The following is an 18695-nucleotide window of genomic DNA, read 5'->3' on the forward strand; positions in this document are numbered from 1 at the left end:
CATATTTTCTTCGGGCTGTCAGTTATACTTCCAAAACGACCAGTTATCCTATATAAATAGCATTCGTTGAAAATGATGGTATATTGCTTCTAGCAAAATGGGAATAATGGAGGATTTTGTATATGAAAAAGTCTATTAAACTACGAATTTTAACAACCCTAGTTGTGCTGCTGATTCTGTTTTCGGTAAATGCTGGAATGAGTGGTGTAACTAACGATCAGGTACAGCTATCTACAACTCTGCTGGCTGATTATACGGTGGAATTAAAATCTCTTCAAAACGATTTGAAACAAAACATGGCTATGCTTGAAATCGGAGCCCTAACAAAAATGAACGGACAAGATTGGGCTGTAGTAAGTGATTACAGTGCTTTAGTTGATGGATTGCTGGAAACTTCTGAGTCAATTAAAGCCGATGTGGATGCATTTTCTGATGCAGAAATGAATGATTCACTGTGCGATTCTTACGCTGATTATTATGATTCAATCCAATCTTATGCAACTCAGGCGTATAAGGTTGCTGCCGCAATAAATGCCGGTAATCCTGCCATACTTAAATCAGAATATCAGACCTTATCAACTATTGTTGCCGATATGCAAACCCCTGAAACCGAATATTTAAACACCCTTGATTCTTTGGTTGAGCACGAAACAAGCCTTGTGAAAGTACGTGTTAATCGCGCTACCGCAATCACTATCGTAATGGGTGTTATCTTCATTATCTCTATGGGAATTGCAATTTTCATTACCCTTAGAACAGTACTTAAACCTCTCGAAAATATGCAGGCGAAGATGAATCAAATGATCGATGAGCTTCAGTCTGGTCAGGGCGATTTAACAATGCGATTGGATTATTTGTACGAAGATGAAGTTGGACGAATCGCCATTGGAATAAATACATTTTTAGATGAATTACAGCAGGTGATAAAATCTATTCAAAATGGTTCAAGCAACATACAGTCTGCAACATTCAACATGAATAACAATATAAATGATTGTGAAACCACTTCCGCTTCCATCTTTGAAAGCCTTAGTGAGCTTTCTGCAAACATGGAAGAAATAAATGCTACTCTTCAAACCATCGACGAATCTTCAATGAATATTCTTACTGCTGCAAAAGAGATAAAAGATGGTTCTGTAGAGAACACTGCTCAGGTTCAGGAATTGCTTGCACATGCTGAAATTGCTAAAAACAATTCTGAAACAAGCAAGGCACAAACCATGAACATGATTGAAGATATTCGTTCTCGCATGGAAGAATCAATTGAGAAAAGTAGTTCTGTGGAAAACATAAGAGAACTTACTGACAACATTCTTTCCATTTCAGACCAGACTAATTTGTTAGCCCTTAACGCTTCAATTGAAGCAGCCCGAGCCGGAGATGCAGGCAGAGGATTTGCTGTAGTTGCTACAGAAATTCAAAGCTTGTCTGAAAACACAAAATCAATCGCAAACCGTATTCAGGAAACCAATATTATCGTTCTTGATTCCGTCCATGAGCTTGTGGCCAACGCCAATGAATTACTGGAATACCTTACTTCAAGCATCCTTGTTGACTATGACAAGTTTGTTGAAAATGCTGTTGAAAACCAAAACGGAATTACGGAGATTAACAAACTTTTAATGAAGTTCTCTGACCATGCAAAGACCATGGAAGAACTCACCGAATCACTTTCTGCTGGCATCAGCGAAATCAGTGTAGCATCTGAAAACAGCGTTGCCGCACTTATCAAATCAACAGAAGAAATGAACACACTCCATCAATCAGTTGAGGATATTCAAAGTGAATCTGAAAATAATAGTGAAACTATAAGAACCTTAAATGTAGAGGTTGAGAAATTTAAAGAGATTAGCTAGAGGATTTCTTGATTGAAAAATAGGGCTGCTGAGCGCAGCCCTATTTTTCTATTATTTAATATCCTTTACAGGGTTGTGAATCTCCTTCAGTAAATCTACTTCCAGTTGTTCACCCTTTTCCCAATCCTTAGCCATTTTCTCAGCGACTTCAGCTGTTGAAACAAACTGGCCGTTGTCCTTGTCTGATTTCATTTGTTCATTTATCATACTCATTTTCCTCTCCTTTCGATATCTGCCTACACCTTACAGTATTATTATACTCAAAAATATAAATTTATATAATATTTTTAGATATATAGTTATATCAATGCCTTGATATCATCTTCTACATTTGTAATTCCTGCTATACCAAAATTCTGTACAAGCACATTGGCAACATTTGGTGAAAGAAATGCTGGAAGTGTTGGGCCAAGATGGATGTTCTTTACTCCAAGGTAAAGTAGTGCAAGAAGAACTATTACAGCTTTCTGCTCATACCATGAAATGTTGTAAACAATTGGAAGTTCATTAACATCATCAAGTTCAAACACTTCCTTGAGCTTTAATGCGATAAGCGCCAACGAGTATGAGTCGTTACACTGTCCTGCATCTAAAACTCTTGGAATTCCATTGATATCACCAAGGTTTAACTTATTGTATTTGTACTTTGCACATCCTGCTGTAAGAATAACTGTATCTTTTGGAAGTGCCTTAGCAAATTCTGTGTAATACTCACGAGATTTTGCTCTTCCATCACAACCAGCCATTACTACAAACTTTTTGATTGCTCCTGTTTTTACTGCTTCTACTACACTATCTGCAAGTGCAAATACCTGCTCATGAGCAAATCCGCCGATAATTTCACCACGTTCAATTTCCGTAGGTGCATCACATTTCTTTGCCATTTCAATGATTTCTGAGAAATCCTTTGTTTCACCATACTTTCCATCAATATGCTTACAACCCGGATAGCCGCTGGCACCTGTTGTAAACATTCTATCTTTGTAAGATTCTGCAGGTGGCACGATACAGTTCGTTGTCATTAGAATTGGGCCATTGAAGCTTGCAAATTCTTCCTTCTGCTTCCACCATGCATTACCATAGTTTCCAGCAAAATTATCATATTTCTTAAAGAATGGATAGTAATGAGCTGGTAACATTTCTGAATGAGTGTATACATCTACTCCTGTGCCCTTAGTCTGCTCTAAAAGCATTTCCAAGTCCTTCAGGTCATGACCAGAAATAAGAATACCAGGGTTATTTCTAACGCCTATATCTACTTTTGTGATTTCAGGATTTCCATAGGCTGATGTATTGGCTTCATCAAGAAGTGCCATACCTTCCACTCCATATTTTCCTGTTTCAAGAGTTAATGCAACCAAATCATCTACAGAAAGACTATCATCTAATGTTGCTGCTAGTGCTTTTTGAAGAAATGCATCAACATCCTTGTTATCCTTTAAAAGGGCGTTTGCATGCTTCGAATAAGCAGCAAGTCCCTTAAGACCGTATGTTATTAATTCTCTCAATGATCGAATGTCTTCATTTTCTGTTGAAAGAACACCTACTGTCTTAGCTTTCTCATCATACTGTGCCTTAGCTCCATTCCAGATAGCGGCATCAGGAAGATTACTCTTGTCTGTAAGCTTATCTACTAACTGTTCTTTAGCGTTAATAGTTTCTTCTATCTTCTGTGCTATCGAATCATAATCAAAATTTGCATTTGTAATTGTTGTAAAAAGATTTACCGAAATCATATGATTAATATCTTCCGATACTTCTTTCCCCTCAGCTCTAAGCTTTGTTGTTACAAATGAAATACCTTTGGTAACATATACCAATAAATCCTGAAGATTGGCAACCTCAGGCTTCTTTCCACAAACACCTGACATTGTGCAGCCAGTGCAGCCTGCTGTTTCCTGACACTGATAACAAAACATTTTATTTTCCATTGTTTACCTCCATTTTCTAACCGGATTTCTTTGATGCTCATAATATACAGCTAGAACGGGAGTCAGTTTGTTGCAATTGCAACAGTTTGATTTTATAATAAGCTCATGAAAGAAATAGATTACAATGATATTCCCCTATTCGAGGGAATTCACCCGGACAATTTAAATAAACTACTGATATGCATTAACTCCTTTAAAAAGGATTTTGAAAAAGGGGAAACCATCATTATGGAAAAGGACAAAGTCCCTTATATTGGAATTGTTCTTTTTGGAAATGTACATCTTTTGAAAGAAGATATATGGGGAAACTCTTCACTTCTATCATATGTTGGACCTGGTGAACTTTTTGGAGAAAACTTTGCTGTCAGTGTTGAGCAGGAATCTTCTGTTACTTTTGTTGCAGTAGAAAAAACAAGAGTATTATTTCTTGCTGCCTCAAAAATTATCCATACCTGTGAGAACGCTTGTAGCTTTCATGCCAGAATTGCAGAAAACATGTTTCATCTGCTAGGACAAAAAAGCATCTCCTATATGAATAAGCTGGAAATCATGTCAAAAGAATCTATTCGTGGAAAGCTTATGGCATATATTTCCACCCTCGCTCAACAGCAAAAGTCAAAATATATAAAAGCTCCCCTGTCACGAACACAGCTGGCTGATTACCTATCCATCAACCGCAGCGCTATGACAAGAGAGCTTGGTAAAATGCGTGACGAAGGAATTATCGATTTCGATAGAAATACCTTTGTCATCAAATAATTCTATTTTTCAAAATGCTTTTTTGCTTCATCCATTTTTTGAACGCATTCCATTGTGCCGATATATTGTCCATTGTCATCTCGAACTGCAATGTACTCTACAAGCACTGGGATGCCTTCTTTTTCCATCCAAACTGACACTTTATCCCTGGCGCCAGATTTGAAGTCCCCAATTATAGAGCGAACCATCATCTCAATCTTTGGTGGATGACAACTATACACATCACGTCCTATGGCCATGCCGGCACGTTTAAATAGCTTTGGTCCTTCGTTAAAGAAACAGTTAATATCATTTTCATCTATAAATGATATTTCTACGGGAAGAGTATTGAGCATTGCTCTAAGTTGAGCAGGTGTGAAATGTCCACCTGGAAGATTAATCATATCTTCTGTAGTATTGCTAGTAGCGTCTTCTTTGGACAGTGTTGTCTCTGCCTCAGGCCATTTTACAAAATCAACCAAGCAAGGAGCATAATCCTTTGAATCCTGATAAATCTTATACCATTCTTCATCAGTGAAAAACTTGGTGCAAATAGGGAAGAGAATATTCTGCTCCTTATAAATCATTTCCTCCATGCGGGTAATGGCATGTTCTAATCTTCCCAAATATTCAGCATTTCTAAAATCAGAGTCAGCTATAAATTTCAGCTCATCTCTTATCTCATCATCAACAGACCACATGACATCTGAAGGACCTGAAATGTCATATTTGGCCTTCATATGAGGATAAAGTAAATCACCCTTCTTAGCATAGTGAATAGCTACTTTTCTGAGGCTATCTATAATTTCAATTATTTTTCTATTGTTATCATCAGATGGATCAATCTTGATATCTTTAATCAAACTCTTGGTTTTATTAATCACTTCCGTGAGAGCTTCATTTTCCTTAGTAAAAAGATGAAGTGGATGTCCCACTATTTCAGCCTGTTTTTTTGCAGCTTCTCTTTTTTCTATAGTGATATTGGATGTAACTCTTGCAGCTGATGCTTCAATATTCTTTTCTTCCATGGCTAACCTCCAATTCAAACAATTTCTATTTACACGTACAATATAGCAATTTGTCAAAACTGGAGTTGTTGCAATTGCAACAGTTTTCATGCTTTAATATTCAAAAACTCCATTAATTCCTGAGCCTCTTCATAGTCTTTGCTATAGAAGTTCACATGAGCTACATCTGTGCTTCTATTTGTAAATGCAGGATAAAGAAATCCAGTTTCTGGGCTATGTGGAACCTGTTCTTCATCAACTGGCGAAATAGCAAGTATCAGATACTGATAAACTTCCTCTGATTCATCCTGGTAGGCTTTATCAGATCCTTTGATAGGAACATCATATGCTCCGTAATACATATAGATAGCATAAGGTCTTCCCTTAGGATATTTCTCTGCTATAAGCTCATAAAGATTTAGCATCAATGCATCGTTTTGCAAGCCACAGTCTTTTAATGCATATATCATCTGCCAGATGGAACCTGGTCCAAGACCTGGAATCTTATATGAAATGAGCTCCTCATTTGGCTTTGCAAAAGGAATGGCTTTCGCTATCTCAAGACATCTTCTTTTTTCTTCGCCTTTCAAGCTTAAAAAGCTTGTATTGAAGGTACCGTCAATATAACCTTCTTCATCTATATATGCCCCTGCTATTCTCACAAGGTTACTTCTTGCTGAAGTCATTCTTCTAGTAAGCTCCAGCATATCATCTCTATTAATCTGTCCCATTATTATTTTTGATTATCCTTTTTTCACTAGGCCAAAAAATGGTCATTTAGTCTTTTTTAAGATTCATTCACTAGTTTACCAGTTATGTGCTCTGGTATAAGCTCAAGACATTGTACATTACGAAATGATTTTTGAATTTCCTGCTTTAGATATTCGTCGTCATCAGTAAACTTTTTGGTGAGTTCAGAGCAAATTTTTAGAGCTGTAGCTTCATCCTCCACCAAATGGATTCTTCCAAATGTAATTACGCTTGTAATGTTAAGGGCCCAATCCCCTTCTTTGCGATAACCATCGTTATATACACAGAAACTTGCTTTATCACATGATTTTATTGCATCAATTTTGTGTCCTGCTTTTGCCCCGTGGAAGTATATTTTTCCATCATCTTCACAATAATAATGATTAATAGGTATGCCATATGGATAACCATCATCTCCAATTACAGAAAGTACACCACGTTTGGTTGTCTTTAATATCTCGATACACTCCTCATCTGATACCTGTTGCTTAAATCTTCTCATTTCTCTAAACATAATTAACACCTCTCTATTTTGATAATATTTTTAATCCAGCTATTCCAATAATAATAAAAATCGCCACCCCCTCACCTGCTAAGACCTAACGGCAAAGGAATGACGTGAATCCCATTACTCGGTAGCAATAGGCGTCTGTATTATTTCATTGATGAGATGATAACTCAATATAACTTGATTCGTCAATAATTATGTCGGTAGAAACTAAGACAAAAAAGTTCGGGCTGCCCCTTAAATTGAAGCAGCCCAAGTTTAAATATTTTTCTTATATTAATACCTTCCATAACGCTCTTTACCGAGATCACGCTGAAAGGGATTAACAAGCAACAGTATCAAATAATCCCAACTTCTCGCAGGCATTATAAATTCCATCTTTATCAACGTCGGAAGTCACATAGTCTGCAAGCTTCTTCAGTTCAGGAATAGCATTTCCCATGGCAACCTTTGTCCAATCATCTGTAAACATTGAAATATCATTGCCAGAATCACCAAAAACAACAGCATCATTATAATCAGCTTTAAAATAATCCATTATCTTTTTTATACCTACCGATTTGTAGCTTGGCTCAATAAACAAATAACGTTCATGAAATCTACAACAAGGAAGATTCTCAAGTGATTTGAGATTTTTCTCCTCTTCTGCTCTGCAGGCTACATACGCTTTATATATATTTTCATAATCTTCAGGATTCAATCCCTTAACTATCTTTTGGTCCATATATGTATCCTTTGCGATTTCATTAAATCGCTCATCTGGCACATATCTTACAGCTGAATTTTCTGGCTGAATCCCCCATGGATATCCTTTTTCCTGACATTCTCTTATTAAAGCAACCACGTTTTCTTTTGGAAGTGGCTTGATTCCTAATAGAGCTTTATTAATGGTAATACCATAACCACCATCACTCACCATATTTTCAAAGCCTAACTCATTCATTATATCAACTGCAAGAGCCTGAGCTCTGCCTGTCGCAATGCATAGAAAATGACCAGCCTTTTTAAGCTTTTGCAACGCTACAACAGTTGAGTCAGGAATATAGAAATTTTCATATCCTCCTGCGGCTAGTGTGCCATCAATATCAAAAAACAAATACTTTTTCTTACACATTGCTATCTCCTAACAATATTTTATATTTCCGATTGCAAAATGATAATAGCACATGTATTAACATGGTTTAACGTTCGATGTTGTTTATTTCCCCAATTTCTGTGATATAATTATGTTTAATAGAACATTATATCCTCTGAAGGAGCTTTCTATGAAACAGGTAAATGAAAATAATGGAATAAGCCGTCGTGAATCTATATACGAATTATTAAAAGAACAGACTACCGTATATGTAAAGGATTTATCACAAAAATATGGTGTGTCTGATATGACAATCAGAAGAGACTTACACATAATGGAAGAACAGGGAATACTTGTTACTCATTATGGTGGTGCTACTATCAGGCATCCAAGTTCAGTTATACACACTTTTGACATGCGAAAAGAAAGCTTTTTCGAGGCTAAAGCCGCAATTGCCCGCCGCGCTGTAGAATTTATCAAAGAAAATGATGTAATTTATCTAGATCCAAGTACCACAGTATTGCTTATGACTAGATATCTCCCACCTTTGCTTCACACCGTTGTAACAAGCTCATTGGCTGTAATGCATGAGTGTTCTCACAATCCATATGTCACATTATACATAGCTCCTGGCAAATATCAGGACTCAAACGACGGCCCTATGGATATGGATACTGTGACATATCTTTCAAATTTTCATTTTAACGCTGCCTTTCTAGGAACAGGCTTTATAGATACTGTCTATGGTGTTACCAGCACAGAAATGGATTGTTCAATAAAACAAGCAGTAATGAGAAATTCGGAGCAAAATATTCTTCTGGTTGACCACTCAAAATTCGGGCAACATACCATGAAAAAGTTCGGAGATATCAAAGACTTTAATACTATTATCACAGACTCTGATATCTCCGATGAGGATCAATATAATATTTTAAAAGAAAAGGTAAATCTAAACATAACACATTGTTGAGGATAATATTGTATCCTGTGTAGTGAATACTTAAATACAAAGGGGGAAATATGGAGAGACCAATTACAACATTGTTTATGCTAATGTCGGTTGATGGAAAAATTAGTACAGGCTCAACTGATGAAATGGATTATGATAAGGATTTTCCTAATATTGCTGGACTAAAAGAAGGTTTGCATCAATATTATGAGATTGAGCAAACAACAGATTTGTGGTCTTTTAATACTGGTCGCGTCCAGGAAAAAATGGGAGTAAATACAAACGAAATGCCTTCAAAAACTCCGGTATCTTTTGTAATTCTTGATAATCATCATTTAACTGAACATGGTGTTAAATACTTTTGTGCTTTATCCAAGAATGCTGTAATTATCACATCAAATTCAGAACATCCAGCATTTAAGGTTAAAGAAAGAAATTTACATATTATCTACCAAGAAAAACCATCAATAAAAGATGCATTAGAACGATTAGCAACGGAATGCAATTGTGATAGGTTAACAATTCAATCTGGTGGCACAGTTAATGGTTTGTTTCTTAGAGAAAAATTAATAGATTATGTGGATATTGTAGTCGCTCCTGTTTTGGTCGGTGGGCGGGAGACATCGACATTGATAGATGGAGAATCATTAGCTACAACTAAGGAGTTGTCATCTTTAGGGGTACTTAAATTAGATGAGTGCTCTGTCTTAGAAGATTCATACATTAGATTAAGATATAAAGTATTAAGTTGATAAATTTAAAATAAACGGCTAGTTGATACATTTTCATTTCAAGCACCAGGGTTTTATATAAAGCATGGGTATGATGAAGTTTTTACACTTGCTGAATATCCATATACAGGCAAAAGACATTACTATACAAAAGAACTGTAAAATGTAAACGAATTGGAGTTTGAGTAGTACTTTAATATTTAAGGTATAGTGCTTAGATAATATAATTTAGATTATGAAAGTTGGTTTTAAAAATGAGAATTGAATCAGATAATTACGACATACTTTTTAGCGGTAAGAAACGAGGAATTCTTTATTTTTTGATATTTGTCTTTACAACTATATGTATTATACGAAATATATATGTTGGCTATACAAATCAAGTCCTTTTGGGGATAATCTCAATATTTTTTCTATCTCAGTTTATAAGGTGGTTTTTCTTTAGCTGTGAAGTAAAAGGCAATAATATACGGATAAAAGAACTTGGAAAAACTACTTGTTTTACGAAAGATTCTATTTGCGGTATCTACAACATGGATTTCTTCGGAACCCTCATTGAATATGAGCGAGATAAAAGAGTGCTTATTCCTTCTAGCAAACGTGTCTTTCTAGAAAAGTGTTCTAATAATCATTTTTATTTTTCTCAAGATGTACTAATGGCTAAAGCTCGAAAGAGAGGTTTTATTCTGGTAAGACCAAATTGGATGGGTATTCTTTTTAGGGCGCTTTTTCTATATCTTTTTGTAGGTGCATCATTAAAAATTATTATTGAAGGTCACACTGCCCTTCAACATGAATCTATAAGTGCGTCTTATGTTTTTTACTTAATCATGATATTAGCTTTTGTATTAGCTTGCATTTTATGGGTTAATGCTAGTTTCACGTTTATTAATGAAGAATATATTTGGCAAGGGTTGATATTTCCACGCTTCAGGCATAAATGGGATGAGGTTGCATATTATATTGAAGACAAACATTCAGTGAGAGGGTTTACAATACATACTGTATCCTTATACTTTAAGGATTTCGGTAAATTCCGTATAAAAACTTCAATTAAAACAAACATGCTTAATGCAGAGGATTTGATGTTTTTAATACACCTTAATAATATTCAGTTTGGGCACACCAAGGATATAAAAGAGGTCAAAGGACGAACAAAAAAAGTCACTGACATATTTGATGTTATTGGTAGACTTGCTCCTTTAGGTAAAGAGGTACTTGTATACCCACTAATATTTTTACTTTTTGGCATCTTCCCGTATTTTATGTATCAATCCTTAACTATGTCTATGTTAGTCGGATTTATTGGAGCTGTTATATTGTGCTTTGTTTCTATGGGAATTATATCTAAAGAAAACGACGAATTGTACCAGCAAATCAAAGTGAGAACTCTTTTTGAGGAAGAATTTATAATATACGGCATTATAGCAATAAATATGCAATTATTATTTCTATATCATAGAATTGATATTTGTATTGAAATGACTGCATTTATAGTGGGGATTAGATTAATTAAAATACTTTGGGTTATGAATAAAATAAAAAAAGGACGATATGGTTATTACATGAATGGGACAGTAAATACTGGGCTAATATTTGCTAGTTCAAGCGCAGGAGCGCTATTTTATAGAAATTTTAATACAGAAAGTATGTCAGTTTCTAATTTTACTATACTGCTGCTAATATGCACATTTATTATCGAGATTTTAATAGTAGTTTTTTGTGTTGACCCAACTGTTGCATGTATAATAAAGTTCTGGGAAAGAAAAACAAATTAGGGGTTCTCTTGAGCTATTTAAATTGATTATTAATTATACCAAGAGCAGTTATGACAAGATAACTGCTCTTTCTTATTTCGCAAATTTAAAAATAATTAATAATTGCGAAATATAAATAGCATTAAGAGATATATACATTCGAGCATTTAGTTGCCATTTGCTTTAAGTCGTAGGGATTTGTTATAATCATTATTTTCAGAGATTAAGTCCGAAAACAAGAATTTATCTTCATGCTTAAAGTACCAACAATAAGGTTCCAGCACCAATTAGTGCGCATCCTGCAAGTGATTTTATAGTAAAGTCTTCACGTAAAAATACAAAAGCTAAAACTAGAGTGATAACAACACTTAGCTTATCAATCGGAACAACTTTAGAAGCATCTCCAAGCTGCAAAGCTTTGTAGTAACATAACCATGATGCGCCTGTGGCTAAGCCTGACAGTATGAGAAATATCCAGCTCTTTTTGCTTATAGCAAATACGCCACTTTGAGTATTTGTGATAAACACCATTATCCAGGCCATACCTACTACAACTACAGTACGTATAGCTGTAGCAAGATTTGAGTTTACGCCTTCGATACCAATCTTAGCTAAGATTGAAGTTAAGGCAGCGAATATAGCTGATAGTAAAGCAAATACAAACCACATAATAGTCCTCCCATTATTTTGTGTGTTTATTTTCTTCTAACTCTTTGTCATGTATATATTCTATATCTTTTTGCTTTAATTTAAAACTTGTTCTAAATTTAGAATTGCCCAGCCGTGTAAACAGCTGAGCAAACCATTCTTCTCTATTCATTAAAAGTTACTTCCATTCCAACCCCAGTCATTTACAGGGTGATAAGTTACATATACGGCATTACCTGGAATACCAAGCTTTTCCTCAAACAAATTACAGATTTGGCCAGTGAGCCTATCGTATGATTCTGCAGGAGCATTTCCGTATAGACTTACAGAAACATAAGCTCCTTTATCAAGCTTCTTTCCACCAAGCCATAAGTCATAGGCATCTTCGATTCCTACCATTAGATAGGTTTCGCTTTTACCTAAAGTAGTTATGAGCTTTCCTAATTCTGATTTGATTTCTTCCTTTAATTCGGAAGTAACTGGTACTGTTATTTTTGAATCAATAAATGGCATGACAATAATCTCCTATCTTATATTGTTAATCTATATATAGTATACATAATTATCTTTTCTAGGAGCAGCTGGTTTTGCTGGCTCTTCAGCATAGCCAAGTGCACAGTGACCGATTCCTTCATAATCACCTTCAATGCCTAATTTCTTAAGAATGTTCTTCCCAAAATCAGATTCAAATTCTTCTTTGGCTCTATGAATCCAGATACTACCAATGCCTAAACTTTCAGCTGCATTCATAAGATTTCCCATTACAAGAGAACCATCGTATACATGAGTAACAACATCTTTATCAGCTAAAACAATTAAGATAACAGGTGCTCCATAGAATGGATCAAATCCCTCAGGCGCGCCAGCAATTTTAGCGTTTTCTTTAGAGAGTTCATCTCTAAGTGTTTTGTCTTTAACTGCAATAATAATTGGGCTTTGTTTTCCCATACCTGTGGCCGCATATGTTCCAGCTTTAATTATTGCACCTAAATCCTCTTCTGCAATTGCGTCCGCTTTAAATTTTCTACAGCTGCGTCGACTTTCAATTACCTTTAATGTTTCATTCATTGTAATAATCCCCCTTTATTCATTGTCATTCCACCCTTTGCAGATATCAACCCAGCCTTCGGCGCCAGAAGCAAGCTCAAGCTCATCTGGTGTGATTTTTACAGATGTGAACTCATTTCCACCTGCAGGATGAACGTATTCAAATCTTTGCATTGAAACATCAAGCCAAATCGGAATGTCCTCAGGTACAGCAAAAGGACAAACACCACCTGGCTGAAATCCAGTTATTTCTTTCACTTGATCACGTGGAATCATATGAGGCTTTGTGTGAAAATAAGATTTAAACTTGGAGCTGTTTACTTTTCCATCTCCAGCCATTACTACAATAACTGGCTTATCTTCTACCACAAAAGAAAGCGTTTTCGCAATCTCTGGCTCAGTGCATCCAATTTGCTGGGCGGCGTGCTCAACTGTATCAATTGTTTCTGTATGGACTGTCAGTCTATCCCCAAGTGATTTTTCATCGAGGAAGGCCTTAACCTTTTCATTAATCATGGCATATACCTCCTAATACTTGTAATTATAGACTACCTGAAACAAATATATGCTATAGCTATTTTCTATAAGCAGTTATCAATTTACATTGTAGAATAATTATTCCTCGATATTATCAAATATTCCAGCCTGTCTATAATTATTCCAAGCTGCATTATAGCTTTCTTCAGCCTTTTTATCCATGATTTGCTTTCTATCACTTAATATAGCAAGCATCTCATCCGCAATTTCTACTTCTGGCAAATGGTCATAGTGAGCAAGATATCCTAGCATTCGACCAGCTGTAAAATCCGTGTTTAGATTATCTGTTATCAACGTTGCAAACTGGTGCCCGTAGCCATCCTGCACTAATGTATTATAAAGTTCTATGCTAAGTGGTGATTTATTTCTCATATCTAATATTTCTTTAATTTAGTCTCTTTATGTTTTTTATAAATTTATCTGTCGGTAAAAAACCATTATAGAATTTCTCATATAAATTCCAAGCCTCATCCTGATTTTGACAAAGCTTATTTCCAGCCTCTAGGACAATGTAATTTACTCCAAAGCACTCTACTCTTAATCCTGTATCACTACAGTTATTGCGAAGGTAAAAATTCAAACGTCTAGTCTGAAGCTGCTTTTGAGATTCATCTTTTGTATAAGTAGGGTCTTCCACTTCTCCTATGATTCTGTCTGCTTTTTCAAGATATTCGTCTATAAGGCTAAGAAGTTTGGCTCCTATACCTTTATTTCGTAATTCTGGGAAAATAGCTATGTAATCTATAAGATAGCTATTATCAAATCTTACTAAAAAAGTGTAACCTACTATTTTTTTCTTCTCAAAAAGACCAAGACACTCATAAAATCCTTCTTCAACAGATTTAAGAATCATCTTTAATGGTTTCAGCTCATCTTTAGGAAAGTCTATAACCATATGCTCTTCATAGAGCTTTGAAATTTGTTTTTCATTTAACTGCTGTAAATTCATTTCCACCTGCACCATAATATGACATTGATATCAAAGGCGAGGGAAACCCTCGCCTTTATTAATTATATAGTTAGCACATTATTTTACCACTCAATAGTATCTACTACCTCTTTAAGAGTTTTGGCAGATTCCTGAAGTGCCTTTATCTCATCTTCATCAAGAGAAATTGGAACCTTTGTCTCCAATCCATCAGCACCAACAACAGCTGGCATTGAAAGACATATGCCATCGATATCATATTCTCCATGCATCATAGATGATACTGGAAGGATTGATTTCTCATCACGAATGATTACTTCACAAATACGTCTTACGGCAACAGCTACGCCATAATATGTAGCATGTTTCCTCTTTATAATCTCGTAAGCAGCATTTTTTACACGCTCTGCAATGGCCTTTTCAGATGCTTCGTGATTGAAATGACCTCTCATTTCACAGAAATCATTAAGAGGAATACCAGAAACATTAGCACTTGAGAATGCAGCAATTTCGCTATCCCCATGCTCACCAATAATGAAAGCATGCACCGAACGGCTATCAATGCCAAGGTGCTCACCAAGCTCAGTCTTAAGACGAGCAGAATCTAGAACTGTACCTGAGCCGATTACTCTATTTTCTGGAAGACCAGAAAGCTTTAAAGCAGCAAGAGTAAGAACATCAACAGGATTTGCTACGATAAGCAAAATTCCGCCAAAATCTCTCTTAGAAATTTCTGGAATGATTGATTTAAAGATACCAACATTCTTGTGTACAAGATCAAGTCTTGTCTCACCTGGCTTTTGTCCTGCACCAGCTGTGACTACACAGATAGCTGCATCTGCCACATCATCATAATCTCCTGCATAAATCTTAATAGGCTTTGTAAATGGTGCGCCATGGGAAATATCCATTGCCTCACCTTCTGCCTTTTCATGGTCTGCATCAATTAAAACCATCTCTGAAAACAAACCACTCTGTGAAAGAGCAAAAGCTGTAGCTGAGCCTACAAATCCCGCTCCTATAATCGCTACTTTTCTCTGGTTTACTTCTACTGCCATACGCACCTCCTATACTACGCAAGTCACGTCCACAAGCCTGATGAATTCTCCGTTCGGCAACACGCCTCACTTGAGAATTATCAGAGCTTGTGTACTACTTGCTCACTTAAAAATTTTTATTACTTTAATGCTACTACCAAATCATCTAACACCGATGAATCCTGTAGTGTTGATTTAATGGAAACCACTGGCTCCACAAATTCCATATTTTTCATTGGCTCAAGAATTGCCTTCATGCACTTAGCTGCCTGAGGCGCCCATGTGCCATTTTCAACAAATGCCACCTTACGATTCTGATAAGCCTTTGCTGTAAGATGATGTAAGAAATCCTGCATTGGTGGGAATAATCCTCCATCATAAGTGCAAGCGCAGCACACCATCTTATCCCAATAAAATGCTCTGGCAACTGCCTCTGACAAGCTTTCTCTTGTAAGGTCGATAAACTGCACCTTTGTGCCATTTGCCTTTAGCTTATCAACAAGCTCAAGGGCAGCTTTCTTAGTGTTACCGTGGATAGAAGCGCATGCAACAAGCACGCCCTCTTCCTCTGGCTTATAACTGCTCCATGTTTCATAAAGATTAATATAGTAACCTAAATTTTCTGTCAAAACTGGTCCATGCAATGGGCAGATTGTCTGGATATCAAGATTTGCTGCCTTTTTCAACAATCCCTGCACCGATGTGCCGTACTTACCCACAATATTAAGATAATATCTACGGGCCTCGTCAATCCATGGCTCATCCACATCAAGTGCACCAAACTTTCCAAATCCATCTGCTGAGAAAAGAACCTTCTCTGTAGATTCGTACTCAACCATTACCTCTGGCCAGTGAACCATTGGTGCCATGATAAATGTAAGCTCATGGCTTCCAAGTGAAAGTTTATCCCCTTCAGCCACCACATGCTTTCTATTTTCAAATATGCTGGCATTCATAAACTGCGCCATCATTGTAAATGTCTTGGCATTTCCAACTACTGTGGTATCAGGATATTTTTCCAGGAATATCTTGATTGAACCAGAGTGATCTGGCTCCATGTGCGAAACCACAAGATAATCCGGTGTACGTCCAGCCAGCTCCTTATCAAGATTTGCCAACCACTGGTCTGTCACTCTAGGATCTGCTGTATCCATAACAGCGACCTTTTCATCTAAAATCACATATGAATTGTATGATACTCCGTTAGGAACTGGATACTGACTTTCGAACAAATCGATAGTCTTATCATCGCAGCCTATATATTTAATAGCTTCTGAAATTGTCATTACCAAATCCTCCTTTTACATATCTCTATCTTATCAAATAGCAATATAACTATCTATGATTTCATCTTTATCGATAAAAAGTTCTCAAATAGAAATTACTAAACTATTTGGTCAAATTCTGCACCCATTTGTACTTTCTAAAGCGAATCATTACCCAAGGAATTTTACCTACCTCATCCAGGCATGTACATGAATATACAAGCAATACCGGCCAGTGGAACACAAAAGCCCCTAGAAGAGCCAATGGTATGGCTATTCCCCACATACACACTGCCAGGCTATACATATCGAATATGGTATCTCCGCCGCCATCTAACACTCCGTTAATTGTGACAGTGTTTACACATCGCCCTATCATGTACACAGCCATTATACACATCATACCTGTAAGGTATTTTCTGGCTTCATCAGTGAGAAGTACCAAATGAACTGTCAGCGGAGTTACCGCAAATACTATAAGCATAGATGCAATGCCGATTACGTAAGAAATCTTCATAAGCTTGATACCATAAGCTTTTCCCATTTCTAGATTACCAGCACCAAGCTCATTTCCAACAATGATGCCTGCTGCACTTCCAATACCATTACAAACACAGCAAATCAAATCTCTTACAACTGCTGCAATTGAATTTGCTGCCGCAGCATCAACGCCCATATGTCCCATTATTGCTGTATAGGAAGTGAAGCCTACACCCCAGAAAAGCGAACCACCCATTAGTGGCAGACACTGTCTCCAGAAATCCTTTGTAAGTTCCTTGCTGATTTTAAACATCTTGCTTAGTGCCGGCCTAATGTAGCCTGCCCTACCGGAAATCACAAGACAAATAACAAGCTCGATTACTCGTGCAATGGTTGTTGCAAGAGCAGCACCTTTCGCTTCCATTCTAGGAGCTCCAAGGAAACCAAAGATAAATATCAGATTGAATACTACGTTCATCACAACCGCACAGCTACTAATCCATGCACTTTCATTTACATGGTCCGTAACCTTCATTACAGCAAGATAACTCTGGGATACACCAGTTATCAGATAAGACCATCCAGCAATGCGAAGATAATCTGCACCAAGCTCTATCAAAGTCTGGTCGCTTGCGAACACATGCATCAAGGCCTCTGGAAAAAACTCGCATCCGATAAAGAAGGCTATGCAAATTGCTCCAGCATATTTCAACATCATGTCAAAAAGCTTCTGTATAGTTTCCTTATCACCTTTGCCCCAGTACTGAGCCCCAAGTATTGCTCCTGCCCCTGTAATTGCCATAATCAGCATATTCTGGACGAACTGAATCTGGGTAGCTAACGACACAGCCGTCATCTGCTCCTGCGCCACCCTTCCCAGCATCAACGCATCACAGGCAGCCACCAGCGCCAGCATCAAACTCTGAAACGCTATCGGCCCAGCTATGGTCGCCAACCTACTATAAAAATGCCTATTGTCTATTCTAATCTCGTTATCCTTTGTCATTACATCCTTCTCCAATTACATCATTTCTTTTAGTAAAAAAGGACCCTAGGTAATCCTAAGGCCCTTGATTTGCATTATTTAGAGAGACGCTCAACTATCCTGTCTAGGGTATCGCGAGGTACTGTGCCGTCACGATAAAGTTGGTTGATTGTGCTTTCGCTTCCAAGTAGAGCTGTGGCATCCAGCCAAGTGCCCTTTTGAAATTCTTCGTCAAATACGGCAAATATTTTTCGATTTTTTAAAAGCTCCGAAAGCGGGTATTCTCTATAATCCATAATTAAACTCTTGATAAATACTCTCCAGTTCTAGTATCAATCTTGATTGTCTCACCATTCTCAACGAAAAGTGGAACGTATACAACAGCACCTGTCTCAACTGTAGCAGGCTTTGTAGCACCTGTAGCTGTATCGCCCTTGAAACCTGGCTCTGTATCTGTAATCTGAAG

22 protein-coding genes and 1 pseudogene are annotated in these 18695 nt (G+C 36.8%); 5 read left to right on the forward strand and 18 right to left on the reverse strand.

Annotated elements, in window-relative coordinates:
* The first annotated feature begins 122 nt into the window (after positions 1-122).
* Entirely contained in the window at positions 123-1856 is a 1734-nt protein-coding gene (locus tag E7274_RS11955) for a methyl-accepting chemotaxis protein (protein ID WP_304176206.1), read from the forward strand.
* Positions 1857-1907: 51 nt separating this feature from the next.
* Here E7274_RS11955 and E7274_RS11960 read toward each other — a convergent pair whose 3' ends face one another.
* Positions 1908-2069 (reverse strand): hypothetical protein, encoded by a 162-nt coding sequence (locus E7274_RS11960; RefSeq protein ID WP_304176208.1) that lies wholly within the window; start codon positions 2067-2069, stop codon positions 1908-1910.
* Positions 2070-2155: 86 nt separating this feature from the next.
* Entirely contained in the window at positions 2156-3787 is a 1632-nt protein-coding gene (gene hcp, locus E7274_RS11965) for a hydroxylamine reductase (RefSeq protein ID WP_304176210.1), read from the reverse strand.
* Positions 3788-3892: 105 nt separating this feature from the next.
* Between hcp and E7274_RS11970 the strand changes: the two genes are divergently transcribed.
* Positions 3893-4546 (forward strand): Crp/Fnr family transcriptional regulator, encoded by a 654-nt coding sequence (locus E7274_RS11970; RefSeq protein ID WP_033151745.1) that lies wholly within the window; start codon positions 3893-3895, stop codon positions 4544-4546.
* A 2-nt stretch (positions 4547-4548) separates the two neighbouring features.
* Here E7274_RS11970 and E7274_RS11975 read toward each other — a convergent pair whose 3' ends face one another.
* From E7274_RS11975 to E7274_RS11990, 4 genes are all read right to left on the reverse strand, one after another.
* Positions 4549-5553 (reverse strand): PAS domain-containing protein, encoded by a 1005-nt coding sequence (locus E7274_RS11975; RefSeq protein ID WP_304176212.1) that lies wholly within the window; start codon positions 5551-5553, stop codon positions 4549-4551.
* Positions 5554-5639: 86 nt separating this feature from the next.
* Entirely contained in the window at positions 5640-6263 is a 624-nt protein-coding gene (locus E7274_RS11980; protein WP_304176214.1) for a DUF4317 family protein, read from the reverse strand.
* A gap of 56 nt (positions 6264-6319) precedes the next feature.
* Complete coding sequence (locus E7274_RS11985) at positions 6320-6796, reverse strand: pyridoxamine 5'-phosphate oxidase family protein (RefSeq protein WP_304176216.1); 477 nt, start codon at positions 6794-6796, stop codon at positions 6320-6322.
* Positions 6797-7112: 316 nt separating this feature from the next.
* Positions 7113-7904, reverse strand: coding sequence for an HAD-IIB family hydrolase (locus E7274_RS11990; protein WP_304176218.1), 792 nt, complete (start codon positions 7902-7904; stop codon positions 7113-7115).
* Positions 7905-8055: 151 nt separating this feature from the next.
* On the opposite strand from E7274_RS11990, the gene E7274_RS11995 reads away from it, so the two are divergent.
* The 3 genes from E7274_RS11995 (at position 8056) to E7274_RS12010 (ending at position 11323) form a co-directional block, all read left to right on the forward strand.
* A complete protein-coding gene (locus E7274_RS11995; protein WP_304176220.1) occupies positions 8056-8835 on the forward strand; it encodes a DeoR/GlpR family DNA-binding transcription regulator in 780 nt (259 codons plus the stop codon).
* A gap of 50 nt (positions 8836-8885) precedes the next feature.
* Positions 8886-9566, forward strand: coding sequence for a dihydrofolate reductase family protein (locus E7274_RS12000; protein ID WP_304176222.1), 681 nt, complete (start codon positions 8886-8888; stop codon positions 9564-9566).
* A 233-nt stretch (positions 9567-9799) separates the two neighbouring features.
* The gene (locus E7274_RS12010) at positions 9800-11323 is read left to right on the forward strand and encodes a hypothetical protein (protein ID WP_304176224.1); all 1524 of its coding nucleotides are present in this window, start codon (positions 9800-9802) and stop codon (positions 11321-11323) included.
* Positions 11324-11557: 234 nt separating this feature from the next.
* On the opposite strand, the gene E7274_RS12015 is transcribed toward E7274_RS12010, so the two are convergent.
* The 12 genes and pseudogenes from E7274_RS12015 to E7274_RS12070 all read right to left on the reverse strand — a co-directional run.
* Entirely contained in the window at positions 11558-11971 is a 414-nt protein-coding gene (locus E7274_RS12015) for an EamA family transporter (protein WP_304176226.1), read from the reverse strand.
* Positions 11972-11984: 13 nt separating this feature from the next.
* On the reverse strand, positions 11985-12122 hold the full coding sequence (locus E7274_RS12020; protein WP_330598847.1) for a DUF4186 family protein: 138 nt from the start codon (positions 12120-12122) through the stop codon (positions 11985-11987).
* Positions 12122-12463, reverse strand: a complete 342-nt coding sequence (locus tag E7274_RS12025) for a phenylpyruvate tautomerase MIF-related protein (RefSeq protein ID WP_033151758.1) — start codon at positions 12461-12463, stop codon at positions 12122-12124. The genes E7274_RS12020 and E7274_RS12025 overlap by 1 nt, the downstream gene beginning before the upstream one ends.
* A 30-nt stretch (positions 12464-12493) precedes the next feature.
* Positions 12494-13018, reverse strand: coding sequence for a nitroreductase (locus E7274_RS12030; RefSeq protein WP_304176228.1), 525 nt, complete (start codon positions 13016-13018; stop codon positions 12494-12496).
* 15 nt (positions 13019-13033) lie between these two features.
* Positions 13034-13513, reverse strand: a complete 480-nt coding sequence (locus E7274_RS12035) for a YbaK/EbsC family protein (RefSeq protein WP_044935562.1) — start codon at positions 13511-13513, stop codon at positions 13034-13036.
* Between the two features lie 99 nt (positions 13514-13612).
* Positions 13613-13906: a hypothetical protein gene (locus E7274_RS12040; RefSeq protein WP_304176229.1), complete on the reverse strand. Its 294-nt coding sequence runs from the start codon at positions 13904-13906 to the stop codon at positions 13613-13615.
* A gap of 13 nt (positions 13907-13919) precedes the next feature.
* A complete protein-coding gene (locus E7274_RS12045; protein WP_304176231.1) occupies positions 13920-14483 on the reverse strand; it encodes a GNAT family N-acetyltransferase in 564 nt (187 codons plus the stop codon).
* 83 nt (positions 14484-14566) lie between these two features.
* Positions 14567-15520, reverse strand: a complete 954-nt coding sequence (locus E7274_RS12050) for an L-lactate dehydrogenase (RefSeq protein WP_304176233.1) — start codon at positions 15518-15520, stop codon at positions 14567-14569.
* Between the two features lie 119 nt (positions 15521-15639).
* Positions 15640-16785 (reverse strand): FprA family A-type flavoprotein, encoded by a 1146-nt coding sequence (locus E7274_RS12055; RefSeq protein ID WP_304176235.1) that lies wholly within the window; start codon positions 16783-16785, stop codon positions 15640-15642.
* Positions 16786-16888: 103 nt separating this feature from the next.
* The gene (locus tag E7274_RS12060; RefSeq protein WP_304176237.1) at positions 16889-18250 is read right to left on the reverse strand and encodes an MATE family efflux transporter; all 1362 of its coding nucleotides are present in this window, start codon (positions 18248-18250) and stop codon (positions 16889-16891) included.
* A 74-nt stretch (positions 18251-18324) separates the two neighbouring features.
* Positions 18325-18525 (reverse strand): hypothetical protein, encoded by a 201-nt coding sequence (locus E7274_RS12065; protein ID WP_033151764.1) that lies wholly within the window; start codon positions 18523-18525, stop codon positions 18325-18327.
* 2 nt (positions 18526-18527) lie between these two features.
* Positions 18528-18695: pseudogene (locus tag E7274_RS12070) on the reverse strand (elongation factor P); the annotation flags it as partial.

The sequence above is a fragment of the Pseudobutyrivibrio ruminis genome, from assembly GCF_015057245.1.
Taxonomy (GTDB): domain Bacteria; phylum Bacillota; class Clostridia; order Lachnospirales; family Lachnospiraceae; genus Pseudobutyrivibrio; species Pseudobutyrivibrio ruminis_E.